The organism is Vibrio paracholerae, from assembly GCF_037672085.1.
GTDB classification, from domain to species: domain Bacteria; phylum Pseudomonadota; class Gammaproteobacteria; order Enterobacterales; family Vibrionaceae; genus Vibrio; species Vibrio cholerae.
Window position 1 is genome coordinate 161,160 of sequence record NZ_JBBHLM010000001.1, and the last position, 13,903, is coordinate 175,062.

At 46.6% G+C, this 13,903-nt stretch carries 14 protein-coding genes; 10 read left to right on the forward strand and 4 right to left on the reverse strand.

What is annotated here, in order from left to right:
• Positions 1 to 8: 8 nt before the first annotated feature.
• Together R4537_RS00655 and R4537_RS00660 are read left to right on the forward strand one after the other, a co-directional pair.
• Positions 9 to 467: a hypothetical protein gene (locus R4537_RS00655; RefSeq protein ID WP_338952847.1), complete on the forward strand. Its 459-nt coding sequence runs from the start codon at positions 9 to 11 to the stop codon at positions 465 to 467.
• 101 nt (positions 468 to 568) lie between these two features.
• Positions 569 to 937: a hypothetical protein gene (locus tag R4537_RS00660; protein WP_055064149.1), complete on the forward strand. Its 369-nt coding sequence runs from the start codon at positions 569 to 571 to the stop codon at positions 935 to 937.
• A gap of 147 nt (positions 938 to 1,084) precedes the next feature.
• Here R4537_RS00660 and R4537_RS00665 read toward each other — a convergent pair whose 3' ends face one another.
• Positions 1,085 to 1,345 carry a DUF3012 domain-containing protein gene (locus R4537_RS00665; protein ID WP_000799239.1) on the reverse strand — a complete coding sequence of 87 codons (261 nt, stop codon included), beginning with the start codon at positions 1,343 to 1,345 and terminating at the stop codon, positions 1,085 to 1,087.
• A gap of 283 nt (positions 1,346 to 1,628) precedes the next feature.
• On the opposite strand from R4537_RS00665, the gene rbsD reads away from it, so the two are divergent.
• From rbsD to R4537_RS00700, 7 genes are all read left to right on the forward strand, one after another.
• Positions 1,629 to 2,048 (forward strand): D-ribose pyranase, encoded by a 420-nt coding sequence (rbsD, locus tag R4537_RS00670; RefSeq protein WP_000749918.1) that lies wholly within the window; start codon positions 1,629 to 1,631, stop codon positions 2,046 to 2,048.
• Positions 2,049 to 2,074: 26 nt separating this feature from the next.
• Entirely contained in the window at positions 2,075 to 3,577 is a 1,503-nt protein-coding gene (gene rbsA, locus R4537_RS00675) for a ribose ABC transporter ATP-binding protein RbsA (RefSeq protein ID WP_071178983.1), read from the forward strand.
• Positions 3,578 to 3,591: 14 nt separating this feature from the next.
• Positions 3,592 to 4,575, forward strand: coding sequence for a ribose ABC transporter permease (gene rbsC, locus R4537_RS00680; RefSeq protein ID WP_000107607.1), 984 nt, complete (start codon positions 3,592 to 3,594; stop codon positions 4,573 to 4,575).
• A 60-nt stretch (positions 4,576 to 4,635) separates the two neighbouring features.
• Positions 4,636 to 5,514 (forward strand): ribose ABC transporter substrate-binding protein RbsB, encoded by an 879-nt coding sequence (rbsB, locus tag R4537_RS00685; protein WP_000737176.1) that lies wholly within the window; start codon positions 4,636 to 4,638, stop codon positions 5,512 to 5,514.
• 138 nt (positions 5,515 to 5,652) lie between these two features.
• Complete coding sequence (gene rbsK, locus R4537_RS00690; protein ID WP_071178984.1) at positions 5,653 to 6,573, forward strand: ribokinase; 921 nt, start codon at positions 5,653 to 5,655, stop codon at positions 6,571 to 6,573.
• A 10-nt stretch (positions 6,574 to 6,583) separates the two neighbouring features.
• Positions 6,584 to 7,603: a substrate-binding domain-containing protein gene (locus R4537_RS00695; RefSeq protein WP_071178985.1), complete on the forward strand. Its 1,020-nt coding sequence runs from the start codon at positions 6,584 to 6,586 to the stop codon at positions 7,601 to 7,603.
• 136 nt (positions 7,604 to 7,739) lie between these two features.
• Positions 7,740 to 8,813: a DUF1566 domain-containing protein gene (locus R4537_RS00700; RefSeq protein ID WP_071178986.1), complete on the forward strand. Its 1,074-nt coding sequence runs from the start codon at positions 7,740 to 7,742 to the stop codon at positions 8,811 to 8,813.
• Between the two features lie 117 nt (positions 8,814 to 8,930).
• Here R4537_RS00700 and glpQ read toward each other — a convergent pair whose 3' ends face one another.
• The 3 genes from glpQ to R4537_RS00715 form a co-directional block, all read right to left on the reverse strand.
• Positions 8,931 to 9,998 carry a glycerophosphodiester phosphodiesterase gene (gene glpQ, locus R4537_RS00705; RefSeq protein ID WP_080483450.1) on the reverse strand — a complete coding sequence of 356 codons (1,068 nt, stop codon included), beginning with the start codon at positions 9,996 to 9,998 and terminating at the stop codon, positions 8,931 to 8,933.
• A 153-nt stretch (positions 9,999 to 10,151) separates the two neighbouring features.
• Entirely contained in the window at positions 10,152 to 11,510 is a 1,359-nt protein-coding gene (glpT, locus tag R4537_RS00710) for a glycerol-3-phosphate transporter (RefSeq protein WP_000462373.1), read from the reverse strand.
• A 425-nt stretch (positions 11,511 to 11,935) separates the two neighbouring features.
• Positions 11,936 to 12,283 (reverse strand): DUF3316 domain-containing protein, encoded by a 348-nt coding sequence (locus R4537_RS00715; RefSeq protein ID WP_000720501.1) that lies wholly within the window; start codon positions 12,281 to 12,283, stop codon positions 11,936 to 11,938.
• Between the two features lie 446 nt (positions 12,284 to 12,729).
• Between R4537_RS00715 and R4537_RS00720 the strand changes: the two genes are divergently transcribed.
• Positions 12,730 to 13,899 (forward strand): lytic polysaccharide monooxygenase, encoded by a 1,170-nt coding sequence (locus R4537_RS00720; RefSeq protein WP_071178988.1) that lies wholly within the window; start codon positions 12,730 to 12,732, stop codon positions 13,897 to 13,899.
• The last annotated feature ends 4 nt before the right edge of the window (positions 13,900 to 13,903 follow it).

Consider the following 13,903-nt stretch of genomic DNA (forward strand, 5'->3'; position numbering starts at 1 on the left):
AAAATTGTTTGTATCTTATCGTCTTAATACTATGTTTCAGTATAGCTCGAGCTAATGATGAAAATGTTGATGATTTAATTGTATCATCATATATAGAAACTCAAGATGAGAAGATAAAAGATTTCCAAGGAAAAGAGTTTCAAATTTCTTTCCAGAAAGAGAGTATCCTGAAAAAAGAAGGTCTCAATGATGGTAGCCTTAAAGCATTTATCAGAATCTCTGGTAGTCAAAGTTTATTATTTGAACAAAAAGATTTCAAGCCATATGGACAAGATGTATTTGTTTTTTCTTGTAAGGCATCAGATGCCAACATGAGAGTTTTTATCCAGACGAGATATGCAAGTTCTGATAATATAACACCTTGGTTTGTTCAGTTTACGCCGTATATTTTTACGATTGAATCTGGTTCAGTAAGGAGAGAATATAAATTTGAAAATGAATATTTTTATGGTGGCGATTTTTTATAGAAGAATAATTGATGATGAGAAATTAATCATTAAATATCCATTCTATACAAATGACAAATTCATAGAGAAATTATTTGAATCTAAATTATGTATTAATTATAGTGAATAATTTAATTTCTGCGTATTCTACTATTTTAGTTATATGGTTTGGTGTTAGTGGTGACGCTATTGCTAGTGAAAACTGCAATGATATATCTGGAGTGCATCAAAAAATTCTAGTGTGTATCCAAAATGAGATAGCTAAGTCAGAGACTCAGATTAGAAATAATATTTCTTCTAAGTCTATAGATTATGGCTTTCCTGATGATTTCTACAGCAAGCAAAGATTAGCTATTCATGAAAAGTGTATGCTTTATATAAATGTCGGTGGCCAACGTGGTGAATTGCTAATGAACCAATGTGAACTTTCGATGCTACAAGGCCTTGATATTTACATTCAACAGTATATAGAGGATGTTGATAATAGTTAGGATTAGCATCACAAATAAGTTTGTGATAATTAATTCTTTGGGTTTACTACGGATTGTTAATTAAATATCAATGATATTAAAAATACATCGATTAAATTGGGTCGTTGTTTAACCCCCAGAGCAATTAAATACTGGGGGTTTCCCTTCTCACAGCACACAATATTTAGCGTACGAACCTGCTTCTTTGGCTGTCCAGTCACCTTTGGATTTCTCATCCATATCTTCGCACCAAGATTTGCTGCCGACTTCATTGTTGAAAATGCAGTGTTTGGCGAAGTCGAGCGTGTCTTGAGTATTCCACTCGCTTTTTGGTTTTTCGCGCATATCTTCACACCAAGCTTTGCTGCCCACTTCGCTACAGGCCGAAAGCGTAAGCGCACTCATGATCACCAGTAGAGTGTTTTTCATCAATTATCCTCATCAAATCTTCATTATTTGCTGCCACTATACCGAACCGAGATGCCGCTGTGTTAAATCGGCGCGAAATGATCACCGTTCGACCCTATCACTATTCATCAAAGTGAGTATTCAGTACATCATTTTGCTGATCGTTTTCACACTCTGTGGATTTGTCGCGTGCAAACTTAATTGACTAAACTATTATGTCATCGAAACGTTTCGATGTGCATTTTTTCGCCAATTGAAAGTGATGCTGTCGTTATTCAAACGTGAATCAATAAAAGGTATCACCATGAAAAAAAGTACCCTACTAAACTCTGAACTCTCTTACTTGGTGGCAACACTCGGCCATACCGATGAAATCACGATCTGTGATGCTGGGCTGCCAATCCCTGATGAAGTGACGCGTATTGATCTCGCGCTGACTCACGGGGTGCCTTCTTTTTTGGAAACAGTACGGGTGATTTTGTCTGAATCGCAGATTGAAAGTGTCATCGTGGCACAAGAGTTTGCTCAAGTAAGCCCTGTGTTACATGAAGCCTTATGTCGCGAGCTGAAAGCAGAAGAACAGTTGTGCGGTAAGCCGATTGCTATCCAATACATCAGCCATGAAGCGTTTAAACAACGCACGCTGCAAAGCCGTGCGGTAGTGCGCACCGGTGAATGTACACCTTACGCCAATGTGATTTTCCAAGCGGGTGTCGTGTTTTAACCACGCCCAACCATGGAGGAACCACTATGACTCAAGCAATTTTAGCCCTGAGCCAAATTGAAAAAGCGTTCCCTGGCGTAAAAGCCTTGGACAAAGCGAGCCTGAATGTCTATCCGGGGCGGGTAATGGCGTTAATGGGTGAAAACGGTGCTGGCAAATCAACCTTGATGAAAGTGCTGACCGGCATTTATAGCAAAGATGCGGGCAGCATTGAGTATCAAGGCCAACCTGTCAGTTTTAAAGGCCCGCGTGATTCGCAACTGGCGGGCATCAGCATTATTCACCAAGAGCTCAACCTGATCCCGCAGCTGACGATTGCGGAAAATATTTTCCTTGGTCGTGAGATGACTTCGCCATTCGGACGCATTCTGTGGGATGAAATGCATCGTAAAGCGGATCAACTGCTCGCACGTTTGAATGTAAAACACAGTGCCAAAACCTTGCTCGGAGAGCTGAGCTTGGGTGAGCAGCAGATGGTGGAAATTGCCAAAGCGCTGTCGTTTGAATCGAAAGTCATCATCATGGATGAACCGACGGATGCGCTGACCGATACCGAAACTGAATCGCTGTTCAATGTCATTAATGAACTGCGCGAACAAGGCTGCGGCATTGTGTATATCTCACACCGTTTGAAAGAGATTTTTGAGATTTGTGACGACATCACGGTACTGCGTGACGGCAAATTTATTGGTGAGTGCCGCGTGTGCGATACCAATGAAGATGGCCTGATTGAGATGATGGTTGGCCGTAAACTGGAAGAACAGTACCCACGCATTGCTGCGCAGCAAGGTGACATCAGCCTTGAGGTGATTGGCCTAACTGGCTCGGGTGTGCACGATGTCAGCTTTACGCTCAAAAAAGGTGAAATACTTGGCGTTTCTGGCCTGATGGGGGCTGGGCGCACTGAACTGATGAAGGTGATTTATGGCGCGCTGCCTTCGGAGCGTGGCGTGATTAACCTCAACGGGCGCACGGTTAACCCCGTCAGCCCGCAGGATGGTTTGGCCAATGGCATCGCCTATATCTCTGAAGATCGTAAAGGCGATGGCTTGGTACTCGGTCTTTCGGTGAAAGAGAACATGTCACTTTGCGCGCTCGATCAACTGAGCAAAGGTGTGCAAATTCGTCATGCCGATGAAGTGATTGCCGTGGATGACTTTATTCGTCTGTTCAACATTAAAACCCCAAGTCGTGAGCAAATCATCGGCAATCTTTCCGGTGGCAATCAGCAGAAAGTGGCGATTGCCAAAGGGCTGATGACTAGGCCCAAAGTGCTGATTTTGGACGAACCGACTCGCGGTGTTGACGTGGGCGCGAAAAAAGAGATCTACCAATTGATCAACCAATTCAAAGCTGAAGGCATGAGCATCATTTTAGTCTCCTCAGAAATGCCCGAAGTGCTGGGCATGAGTGACCGCATTCTGGTGATGCATGAAGGGTGGATTAGCGGCGAGTTTATGGCGAGCGAAGCCGATCAAGAGAAATTAATGGCGTGTGCGGTAGGGCGTAACCCTGCTCACGCAGCATGAAACAAGGATACAGCATGAGTACCCGAACCATGACTAATACGACATCTGATAACCGTAAAAAACTGCTCAGCAAAGAGTGGTTGATTGAACAAAAATCGCTGATCGCACTGCTGTTTTTAGTGGTTGTCGTCTCTTTCTTAAACCCGAATTTTTTCACGGTTGATAACTTACTGAACATTCTGCGCCAAACTTCGGTCAACGCGATCATCGCGGTGGGTATGACCTTGGTCATCTTAACCGCAGGGATTGATTTGAGCGTCGGTTCGGTGCTCGCCTTATGTGGCGCTTTTGCGGCCACCTTAGTGGCGATGGAAGTTCCTGTTCTGGTAGCAGTGCCTACGGCTTTGCTGGCCGGTGCTGCGCTTGGTGCAATCAGCGGCATCATCATTGCCAAAGGTAAAGTGCAGGCCTTTATCGCGACATTAGTGACCATGACTCTGCTGCGCGGCGTGACCATGGTGTACACCGATGGGCGTCCGATTTCGACCGGATTCACTGATACGGCGGACACCTTTGCATGGTTTGGTACTGGCTACGCGTTGGGCATTCCGGTTCCGGTATGGCTGATGGTGGTGGTATTTGCCGGCGCTTGGTACTTGCTCAATCACACTCGCTTTGGCCGCTATGTGTATGCCGTGGGCGGCAACGAATCAGCAACTCGCCTTTCAGGTATCAACGTAGATCGCGTCAAAATCGGCGTGTATGCCATCTGCGGTTTACTGGCTGCACTGGCGGGCATTATTGTCACTTCTCGCCTCTCTTCAGCGCAACCTACCGCGGGTATGGGTTATGAATTGGATGCGATTGCGGCTGTGGTGCTCGGGGGCACCAGTTTGATGGGCGGTAAAGGTCGCATCATGGGCACGCTGATCGGCGCTCTCATCATCGGATTTTTAAACAACGCATTGAACTTGCTCGATGTTTCCTCCTACTACCAAATGATTGCGAAAGCTGTGGTTATTTTGCTGGCGGTCTTGGTAGACAACAAAAATAAATAAAACGTGAATTCGCCTCGACAGGGCAAGGGCTGCGAGGCTAAACCAAAAAGGACTATGAGAATGAAAAAACTGACCACTCTTATCTCTGCTGCTCTACTTTCCACTTCGGTTTCTTTTGCGGCGCAAGCGCAAGATACCGTGGCGATTGTACTTTCAACGCTGAACAACCCGTTTTTCGTGACCATGAAGGATGGAGCCGAAGCGAAAGCCAAAGAACTTGGCTACAACCTGATTGTGCTGGACTCGCAAAATGACCCAAGCAAAGAGCTTTCGAACGTGGAAGATCTGACCGTGCGCGGCGTAAAAGCGATTCTGATCAACCCGACTGATTCGGATGCGGTTTCTAACGCGATTCGTATCGCGAACCGCTCAAAGATCCCAGTGCTGACGCTTGACCGTGGTGCAAGCCGTGGTGAGGTAGTGAGCCACATTGCGTCCGATAACGTAGTCGGCGGTGAAATGGCAGGCCATTTTATTGAAGCGAAGATTGGCAGCGATGCCAAAGTGATCCAACTGGAAGGCATCGCCGGAACTTCAGCGGCGCGTGAGCGTGGTGAAGGTTTCATGAATGCAGTGAAAGGCAGCAAGATGCAACTGCTGGCTAGCCAACCTGCGGATTTCGACCGCACTAAAGGTTTGAACGTAATGGAAAACCTACTGGCAGCGAACCCTGATGTTCAAGCGGTTTTCGCGCAAAACGATGAAATGGCATTGGGTGCACTGCGTGCAATTCAAGCGTCAGGCAAGTCGGTGATGATTGTTGGCTTTGATGGCACCGATGATGGCATCGCAGCGGTAGAGCGCGGTCAATTAGCCGCCACTGTCGCACAGCAGCCAGACATGATTGGCGCGATTGGTATTGAAACTGCCGACAAAATGCTCAAGGGTGAAAAAGTGGAAGCTTACATCCCAGTCGCTCTGAAAGTGATTGCAAAATAATCTCCTCTTTCCCTCCTCACATGAGGAGGGAAAACCGAGCGGTTTACTGGTTCTATTTTCCTCGTTTACTCAATGAAGAAAGAGGGTATCAGCCATTAAACCACTCTGTTTTTCCTCATCAATACAAAGGATAACCGTATGAATAAGTTGGTGGTTCTGGGTAGCGTCAATGCAGACCATGTGCTGCAAGTGCCTTCATTTCCTCGCCCCGGAGAAACCCTACACGGGCGCAATTATCAAGTCATTCCGGGCGGAAAAGGGGCAAACCAAGCTGTTGCCGCCGCGCGTATGCAAGCGGATGTGGGTTTCATTGCTTGTGTTGGCGATGATTCGTTTGGCATTAATATTCGTGAAAGTTTTAAGCTAGATGGCATTAATACGGCGGGCGTGAAGCTACAACCGAACTGCCCAACCGGCATTGCGATGATTCAAGTCTCCGACAGTGGTGAGAACAGCATCTGCATTTCTGCAGAAGCTAATGCCAAGTTGACTGCTGCCGCGATTGAGCCTGATCTCGCAGCGATTCGGGATGCACGTTATCTGCTGATGCAACTAGAAACGCCGCTTGATGGCATTTTAAAAGCGGCGCAAGAGGCCAAAGCGGCCAAAACCAATGTGATTCTTAACCCTGCGCCTGCCCGTGAATTGCCGGATGAACTGCTGAAGTGTGTGGATCTGATCACGCCGAATGAAACCGAAGCGGAAGTGCTCACCGGAATTACGGTCTCGGATGATGCTAGCGCGCAGCAAGCGGCGGACGCTTTACACTGTAAAGGCATCGAGATTGTTATCATTACTCTTGGCTCAAAAGGTGTTTGGCTAAGCGAAAATGGTCGTGGGCAACGAATTCCCGGTTTTGTGGTGAAAGCCACGGACACCACTGCCGCAGGTGATACCTTTAACGGTGCATTGGTGACTGGCTTGTTGCAAGAAATGCCTCTAGAATCAGCCATTAAGTTTGCCCATGCTGCCGCCGCAATTTCGGTAACACGCTTTGGTGCGCAAACCTCGATTCCCACTCGTGCGGAAGTTGAGGTCTTTTTAGCAGAACACTCATAGGAGAAAACACATGGCCACCATGAAGGATATCGCTCGACTTGCAGGCGTCTCCACTTCAACGGTAAGCCATGTGATCAATAAAAGCCGTTTTGTGAGTGATGAAATTGCTGAGCGGGTGAACAACGCGGCTCAGCAACTCAATTACGCCCCCTCCGCCCTCGCGCGTAGCCTCAAAATGAACCGCACCAAAACCATCGGTATGTTAGTGACCACTTCAACCAACCCATTTTTTGGTGAAGTGGTAAAAGGCGTAGAGCGAAGCTGTTATCACCAAGGCTACAACCTAATCTTGTGCAATACCGAAGGGGATAACCAACGCATGAAAGCCAGCATCAACACCTTGCTGCAAAAGCGTGTCGATGGTTTGCTGTTGATGTGCTCAACCCTTGAGGGTGAAAGGTTGGATGTGTTTGACCGCTATCCCGACATCCCGATTGTGGTCATGGACTGGGGCCCGATCCTTTTTGCGAGTGACAAAATTCAAGACAACTCACTGCAAGGTGGCTACATGGCGGCCAAACATCTGATCGAGTGTGGACATAAAGAGATTGGTTGTATCACAGGTCCGCTGATTCGCCACCAAGCACAGATGCGTTATGAAGGTTACAAACGTGCGCTCGCGGAAGCGGGAATTGCCATTAATCCAGATTGGATTGTGGAATCTGACTTCGAATGTGAAGGTGGCTACCAAGCTTTTGAAAAGCTGTATGAGCGAGGAAAGCTGCCAAGCTCACTGTTTGTGTGTAACGACATGATGGCGATGGGCGTGATTCAAGCCGCCAGCCAACGAGGTTTGCGAGTACCGGACGATCTTTCCTTGATTGGTTACGATGATGTGCATATTGCTAAGTTTATGACCCCGGCGTTAACCACCATTCATCAACCCAAATACCGTCTCGGCAAAGCGGCGGTGGATACCTTGCTTTATCGCTTGGAAAACCCAGACACCACTGCGCAAGTTGTGCAATTAGAGCCGACTTTAGTGGTGCGTAGCAGTGTACGAAAACTCGGCTTGATAATTCCTAGTTGAGGCTATCCAGTAGTAGTGTTGACAATGTTCGTTTACTGCAACCATGTAGACGGTTTGCGCTCATGGGAACGCATTGACCTCTGCTTGCAATCAATTAAACTGTATATATATTTGCTAATCGTTGCGTCAGAATGAAATGAAAATACTGATTAGTGTATTGTTTATTGTTTTGCTGTCATCCTGTAAATTGGATACTTGCAATAAAATAATACAGATTTGTCATACTAATTCTTCAAATGAAGACTCACCAGAAGGTGGAGCGTCATCAGAAGGTGGAGCGTCATCAGAAGGTGAAGAGTCATCAGAAGGTGAAGAGTCTGAACAATGTATAGACGATTCTTGTGAAGAAGGAGAGTCTCCCGCCTTATTTGCAATAACAATAAGCCCCGAATTTATCACAACTTATTTGTCGTTAAACTATACAGCGACAGGAGCCTATGCGGATGAAAGTCAACATGATATTACGTATCAAGTTGATTGGATTAGTGAAAATACCACTGTTGCTACTATAAATGAAGATGGTATTGCGACCCCTTTGGATGTCGGAGTTACTCAAATAACTGCAAGTCTAGAGGGTATTGTCTCCGAACCGGTGGTGTTAGAAATAGAGAGATCACAAGTATGTGGTCATCTAATAGGACAGCCGATTGACAAGGAAAGTGGTGGTGGAGTGAACGATAGTGATATGGTCAACGCTAGCGGTTCTTGTCTAAAACTCAGAGAGATTATTGACCCTAATGACTCCTTAACCAAATGGTTTACAAGTAGCCCCTCTCTGACATTGGTACAAAATCTAGGTTATCAGCAGATGAATTGGGCGACTGGAAATCATGGAGACACTTACGCAACTATCCGAGTTGAAACGGCAGTCGGGGTAAGCCCAATAGGATCCTTTGTAAATTTTTATAAACAAGGTATGGAAGGAGGTCAAGCCGCTCGTTGGTGTCAGAAATTAAACGAGATTAATTTTGCGGGCCAAAGTAATTGGCAGCTTGCAACGATTAACGAGCTCTATGAGCTGTATTGGTATGAAAACGACTCTAATCTAGGAATGTACCTTAGATATGGCTGGCCATCTCGTTTTCACCTGTCAAGTTCGTCCGACGAGAACAATACAAACTATTGGTTTTATCAAATGAATCATGGCTTTCATCTTTTCCATCCCGAGTGGGCGGCTCAAGTGTCTTGCCGTTCTGTCATCTTACCTTGAGGCTGCATGGTGTGGGCGGCTATATCCATTAACACCAATCACATAGTGTCTCTATGCGCATGGGGATTCACTCATTTGCCGCCTACCTGCAACTCCAAGTCGTTTGGGTATAGATCATTATTGATTTAAGAACGCCACCGCTTTATCGGGGAAGTCAGTGAACAGACCATCGACTTTCACTTGGTTGTAGAACACATCCAACATCCCTTCGAAGCTATTTGCCCAAGGCGATACATGACCTTGGTCGGCGCGGAAGGTGTAAGGGTGCACCACGAGACCAGCCTCTTTCGCTTGCTTCATCAACGGCTTAATAATGATGTTGTCTTTGGTTGAAGCATCATCAACCAACATAGGTTTCCACGGGCCGATGCCATCGGCGTATTGCGCGACTTTGGCCATGCCCCCTTCGGCAAACATCCAGTCATAGTTATAGGGTGTGGCTTGGTCACCTTGATAAACCATGGTTTCATTCCAGTCGGTGTACGCCAGTAGCTGAACTAGATTGAGATCCATCTTCATCGCTGGCAGCAGCTCATCATGAATGCGTTTTAGCTCGATAGGGTCAAAACATTGCAGATAGATTTTGTCGTCTTTGCTGTCGTAACCATACTGCTTTAGCACTTTGAGGACTGCTTGAGAAATATCTTTGCCTTCGTGGCGGTGAAACCAAGGCGCTTTGATTTCAGGGTAGATACCAATGTTATAACCGAGCGTCTTGTTGAGCCCTTGGATCAGCTCAATTTCTTCTGCGAGAGTCGGGACGGTGAAATCCCCTTTCCAAAGAGGGAAACGATCAGGAAAACCGGCGACTTTGTTACCTTGCGCATCAATATCAAACCCTTCCGTGACACGCAGGGTTTTGATTTCGGCTAAGGTAAAGTCAATCGCGTAATAACGGCCATCGGCTCGTGCGCGGTTAGGGAAACGCTCCGCAACATCGGTGACGCGATCCAAATAGTGATCATGTAATACCACCAGTTGATCGTCCTTAGTCATCACCACATCTTGCTCGATGTAATCCGGTTTCATCGCATAAGCCAGTGTTTTGGCTTCTAATGTATGTTCTGGCAAGTAGCCAGAGGCTCCACGGTGAGCAATCACTAATGGTTCTGCAGAAACAATGCTTGAAAATAAATAAGTTGAGCAGGCCAGAGCCAGCAGAGAAAGCGAGAATGGTTTTAGCATCATGAATTCCTTTTTTGTTCTTCCCAGCCCTAAGGCGTCAAATGACACGTGACGTTAGGGTGGGAGAGAGAGTTGCCGCGCTCCTAATCAGGCAAGAGCGCGGCGAGGGGGACAAGCTATACTGACGATGTTATTGCTTGATGACACACGCTCTTAAATGGTCGCTTGTTTAAGCTTATCGTTATGGTGAGCGCGTTCGCCAACGAAAGCGTAAATCAAGCAGATCACAGAGAGTACACAAGAGGCAACCAAGACCATGAAGCCGCCATCCCAACCGAAGTGGTCAACGGTATAGCCCAATATCGCGTTAGCTGCCACAGCACCACCTAAGTAGCCAAAGAGACCAGTCAGACCTGCTGCGGTACCGGCGGCTTTCTTCGGAGCCAGTTCCAGAGCGTAAAGGCCAATCAGCATCACAGGGCCGTAGATCAAAAAGCCGATCGCGACCAGAGCTGCCATATCTACCGCTGGGTTGCCTGCTGGGTTGAACCAGTAAACCAGAACGGCAAGCGTTACCAACACCATGAACAGGATGCCTGCTGGAGCGCGGCGGCCTTTAAACACTTTGTCGGAAATCCAACCACACAACAAAGTACCCGGGATGCCCGCCCACTCGTACAGGAAGTAAGCCCAAGAAGATTTATCAACCGTGAAGTGTTTGGCTTCTTTGAGGTAAACCGGAGCCCAGTCAAGTACACCGTAGCGGATCAGGTAAACGAAGGCGTTAGCAATCGCAATCGACCAAAGCAGTTTGTTGTTGAAGACATACTTAAAGAAGATCTCTTTCGCAGTCATCTCATTTTCATGCGACTTATCGTAATCATCGGGATAGTCGTTTTTGTACTCTTCAATCGGTGGTAAACCACAAGATTGGGGGGTATCGCGCATGACTAGCCAAGTAAATACGGCCACCAGCACCGCAAAGAAAGCGGGGACATAAAAGGCCGTGCGCCAATCATCGTTAAACATCCATAGGCCGAGCAGGAAAATGGGGCCAATCAAGCCACCACCGACGTTGTGAGCGACGTTCCAGACTGAAACAATCTCACCACGCTCTTTGCGTGACCACCAGTGCACCATAGTACGGCCACAAGCAGGCCAACCCATACCTTGGAACCAGCCGTTTAAGAACAGCAGAATAAACATGGCAGTAATGCTGCCCGTTGCCCATGGCATAAAGCCGAAGCAGAACATCACTAGTGCCGAAAGGAGTAGACCTGCACTCAGAAAGTAACGCGGGTTAGAACGGTCAGAGACGTTCCCCATCAAAAATTTAGACAGACCATACGCGATTGAAACCGCACCGAGAGCCACACCCAGATCGCCACGACTAAAGCCTTGTTCAATCAGGTAAGGCATTGCCAAGCTAAAGTTCTTACGAACCAAATAGTAGCCAGCATAGCCAACAAAAATACCGATGAAAAGTTGCCAACGAAGGCGTGAATAGACGCTGTCCACCTTATCTGATGGCAGCCGCTGCGTATGCGCAGCCGGTTTGAAGAGCTCGAACATAGTGACCTCATTGTTTTTGCGATGGTATAAACCTCTACTATCGGAACTCACAGTACAGATGTGAGCATCACCGCAGTAAAGAAATGGCGAACGAGCAATTTATTTTCGTTCGAAAGTGTCGAGATTCTTATGTTTCTGAATTGTTATTACTGTGATTGATGTGGCACGTGAATTATTTTACGTATAGAAACAAATTGTAAATTTTCGATTTTGTTGACTTTAATCGCAAAATTAAGCGTTTGGATTATTTCCATTGCTTTTGTGGTGATGAAATTTTCGTCTGAAATTAAATGTAGATTGAACGAAAATAAAACAGTTTCGTAAATTGAGTGTTGGAAGTGCAGATGGGGATAAGAAGAGAGGGAATGGACGTAGGAGGGTGAATCAATGGCAATCCTTTGCCATCTGAGACAGTCTTGATCGACTTAGTCGCGATTGCTTTCACGAGTTTTGTATTGGTAGTCAACCTTAACAATCGAACGATACTCAACGACACCTGGCTGTTTCGCAAAAGATTGAACCACAACTTCAGTACCATCAATCTTGACACTCTTTGGCACAACGCTGTTTTGCCATACTGAAAGTTCATTCGCTAATTTGTTGCTGGGCAGAGCTTGTAACTGCTCGATTTTCTTAAATCCAGCGGCGTAAGCTTGTTCTTGGCTCGCGTAAACACCCGCATTGATTGAGCGTGCTTTGTGGTTGGTATCGATAGACGCAAACGCACCAGCGCTAAGAGTAAGAGCGGTAACGGCGAGAATAATCTTTTTCATAAGTTTTCCTTATTGAGTTTGAAAGCTGTAATGAGTTTCTAAAAGTAATTTGTTTTCTCTTATTGAGAGAGGTCTTCATACTATCAATGGTTATGTAAAGAGTCCGTCAAGCAGGGTAAAGCTTTTGAAAAGGTATGGTTGGGTTTCTTTACATAAACTGACTTAAGCTGGGTTTTCATGACACTGTTAAGTCTCCATTAGCCTCAGTTTTCTGATTTAGCATCGTTACACAGGGCTCTGGCTAAGGGAGTTTGAAGTGCCTCGAAGAGCCCAAGTAAGCCAAGACTGTTGCATGTCGTTACTGGAAAGTAGGCGGCAAATTGACGATTTCACGCGTGGCTTTGTGCCGAAATTGACACGTTATTTTGGGGTTATTGCTAGCTTTTGTTGGCCATTTTTAAACAGAAATGGCGAATAACAAGAGTCACAATCAAGAAGGAATAACCATGAAATACGGATTAAAAATCAGTGCGCTAGGCTCAGTCATACTCGGGGCTTTGGCGGCTCCGCAGGTACAAGCGCATGGTTGGGTGGAATTCCCAAGCGCAAGACAAAACACCTGTTATCTCGACGGCGGTTTTTGGGATAACGCGATTCCAAATCAGGCTTGTCAGGCGGCCTATGATGTTTCCGGTGCTTTTCCGTTTGTGCAGCGCAATGAAATATCGGCCAATGTGCAGAAGTATCGGGATATGGGCGCAGTAAAAGCGGTGGTGAAAGATGGCGAGCTCTGTTCGGCGGGCGATAAAGCCAAAGCGGGCTTGAATGTGCCTTCTGCCCATTGGCAAAAAACCGGAATCACCCTAGATGCCAATGGTCAAATTGAGGTCGTGTTCCATGCGGCAACCCCTCACAATCCCTCGTATTGGCAATTTTATTTAAGTAAAGCGACTTACGACCACACCAAGCCACTGACGTGGGATGACTTGGAATTGGTTGGCAGCTCGGATGATGTCGCCGCGGGAAGAGATAAGAAATACCGTTTTAAAGTCACCTTGCCACAAGATCGCAGCGGTGATGCGATTCTTTACACGCGCTGGCAGCGGGTTGATGCAGGTGGTGAAGGCTTTTATAACTGCAGTGACATCACCTTTGGCGGCACTACCACGCCACCAGATCCGACGGACCCGACCGATCCGGTTAAGCTCACCGCTTTGGGTTACTACGTACCGCAAGGGTTTGGCCCTGTTGAAGTCGGAGATAGTGTTCGCTTGCGAACATTTGATGCGACAGGTATGGAAACGACAGATATTGCCTTGCCAATCCGTGCCAACAATTTGGAGACTTGGCCTGCCGAGCTCGCTGGTCAGTTTAATCAACTCAAAAACGGCGAATGGTTTATTGGTATTTGGCACCAAGAGATGAACCACTACATGTTTGATACGCAAAATCTGTACGCCAACCAAGTCTTTGCGCCAAACAGTAACCTCACTTACCGTTTATCGCTCACCAAAGGAGATACCACTCCACCGACTCAACCCGAAAATGCATGGGATAAGAGCAAGACTTATACCGCAGGCGCGGTAGTCACTCATAAAGGTAAGAGCTGGACTGCCCAGTGGTGGACACAAGGTGAAGAGCCGGGAACCACAGGCGAATGGGGTGTGTGGCGCTAAGCGT

What these genes read in the sequence shown, in the direction of transcription:
- R4537_RS00715 (WP_000720501.1), bottom strand. Translation starts at nt 12,283, where the DNA reads ATGAAAAAGATTATTCTCGCCGTTACCGCTCTTACTCTTAGCGCTGGT.
- R4537_RS00665 (WP_000799239.1), bottom strand. Translation starts at nt 1,345, where the DNA reads ATGAAAAACACTCTACTGGTGATCATGAGTGCGCTTACGCTTTCGGCC.
- rbsD (WP_000749918.1), top strand. Translation starts at nt 1,629, where the DNA reads ATGAAAAAAAGTACCCTACTAAACTCTGAACTCTCTTACTTGGTGGCA.
- rbsK (WP_071178984.1), top strand. Translation starts at nt 5,653, where the DNA reads ATGAATAAGTTGGTGGTTCTGGGTAGCGTCAATGCAGACCATGTGCTG.
- rbsA (WP_071178983.1), top strand. Translation starts at nt 2,075, where the DNA reads ATGACTCAAGCAATTTTAGCCCTGAGCCAAATTGAAAAAGCGTTCCCT.
- R4537_RS00720 (WP_071178988.1), top strand. Translation starts at nt 12,730, where the DNA reads ATGAAATACGGATTAAAAATCAGTGCGCTAGGCTCAGTCATACTCGGG.
- glpQ (WP_080483450.1), bottom strand. Translation starts at nt 9,998, where the DNA reads ATGCTAAAACCATTCTCGCTTTCTCTGCTGGCTCTGGCCTGCTCAACT.
- rbsB (WP_000737176.1), top strand. Translation starts at nt 4,636, where the DNA reads ATGAAAAAACTGACCACTCTTATCTCTGCTGCTCTACTTTCCACTTCG.
- glpT (WP_000462373.1), bottom strand. Translation starts at nt 11,510, where the DNA reads ATGTTCGAGCTCTTCAAACCGGCTGCGCATACGCAGCGGCTGCCATCA.
- R4537_RS00695 (WP_071178985.1), top strand. Translation starts at nt 6,584, where the DNA reads ATGGCCACCATGAAGGATATCGCTCGACTTGCAGGCGTCTCCACTTCA.
- rbsC (WP_000107607.1), top strand. Translation starts at nt 3,592, where the DNA reads ATGAGTACCCGAACCATGACTAATACGACATCTGATAACCGTAAAAAA.
- R4537_RS00700 (WP_071178986.1), top strand. Translation starts at nt 7,740, where the DNA reads ATGAAAATACTGATTAGTGTATTGTTTATTGTTTTGCTGTCATCCTGT.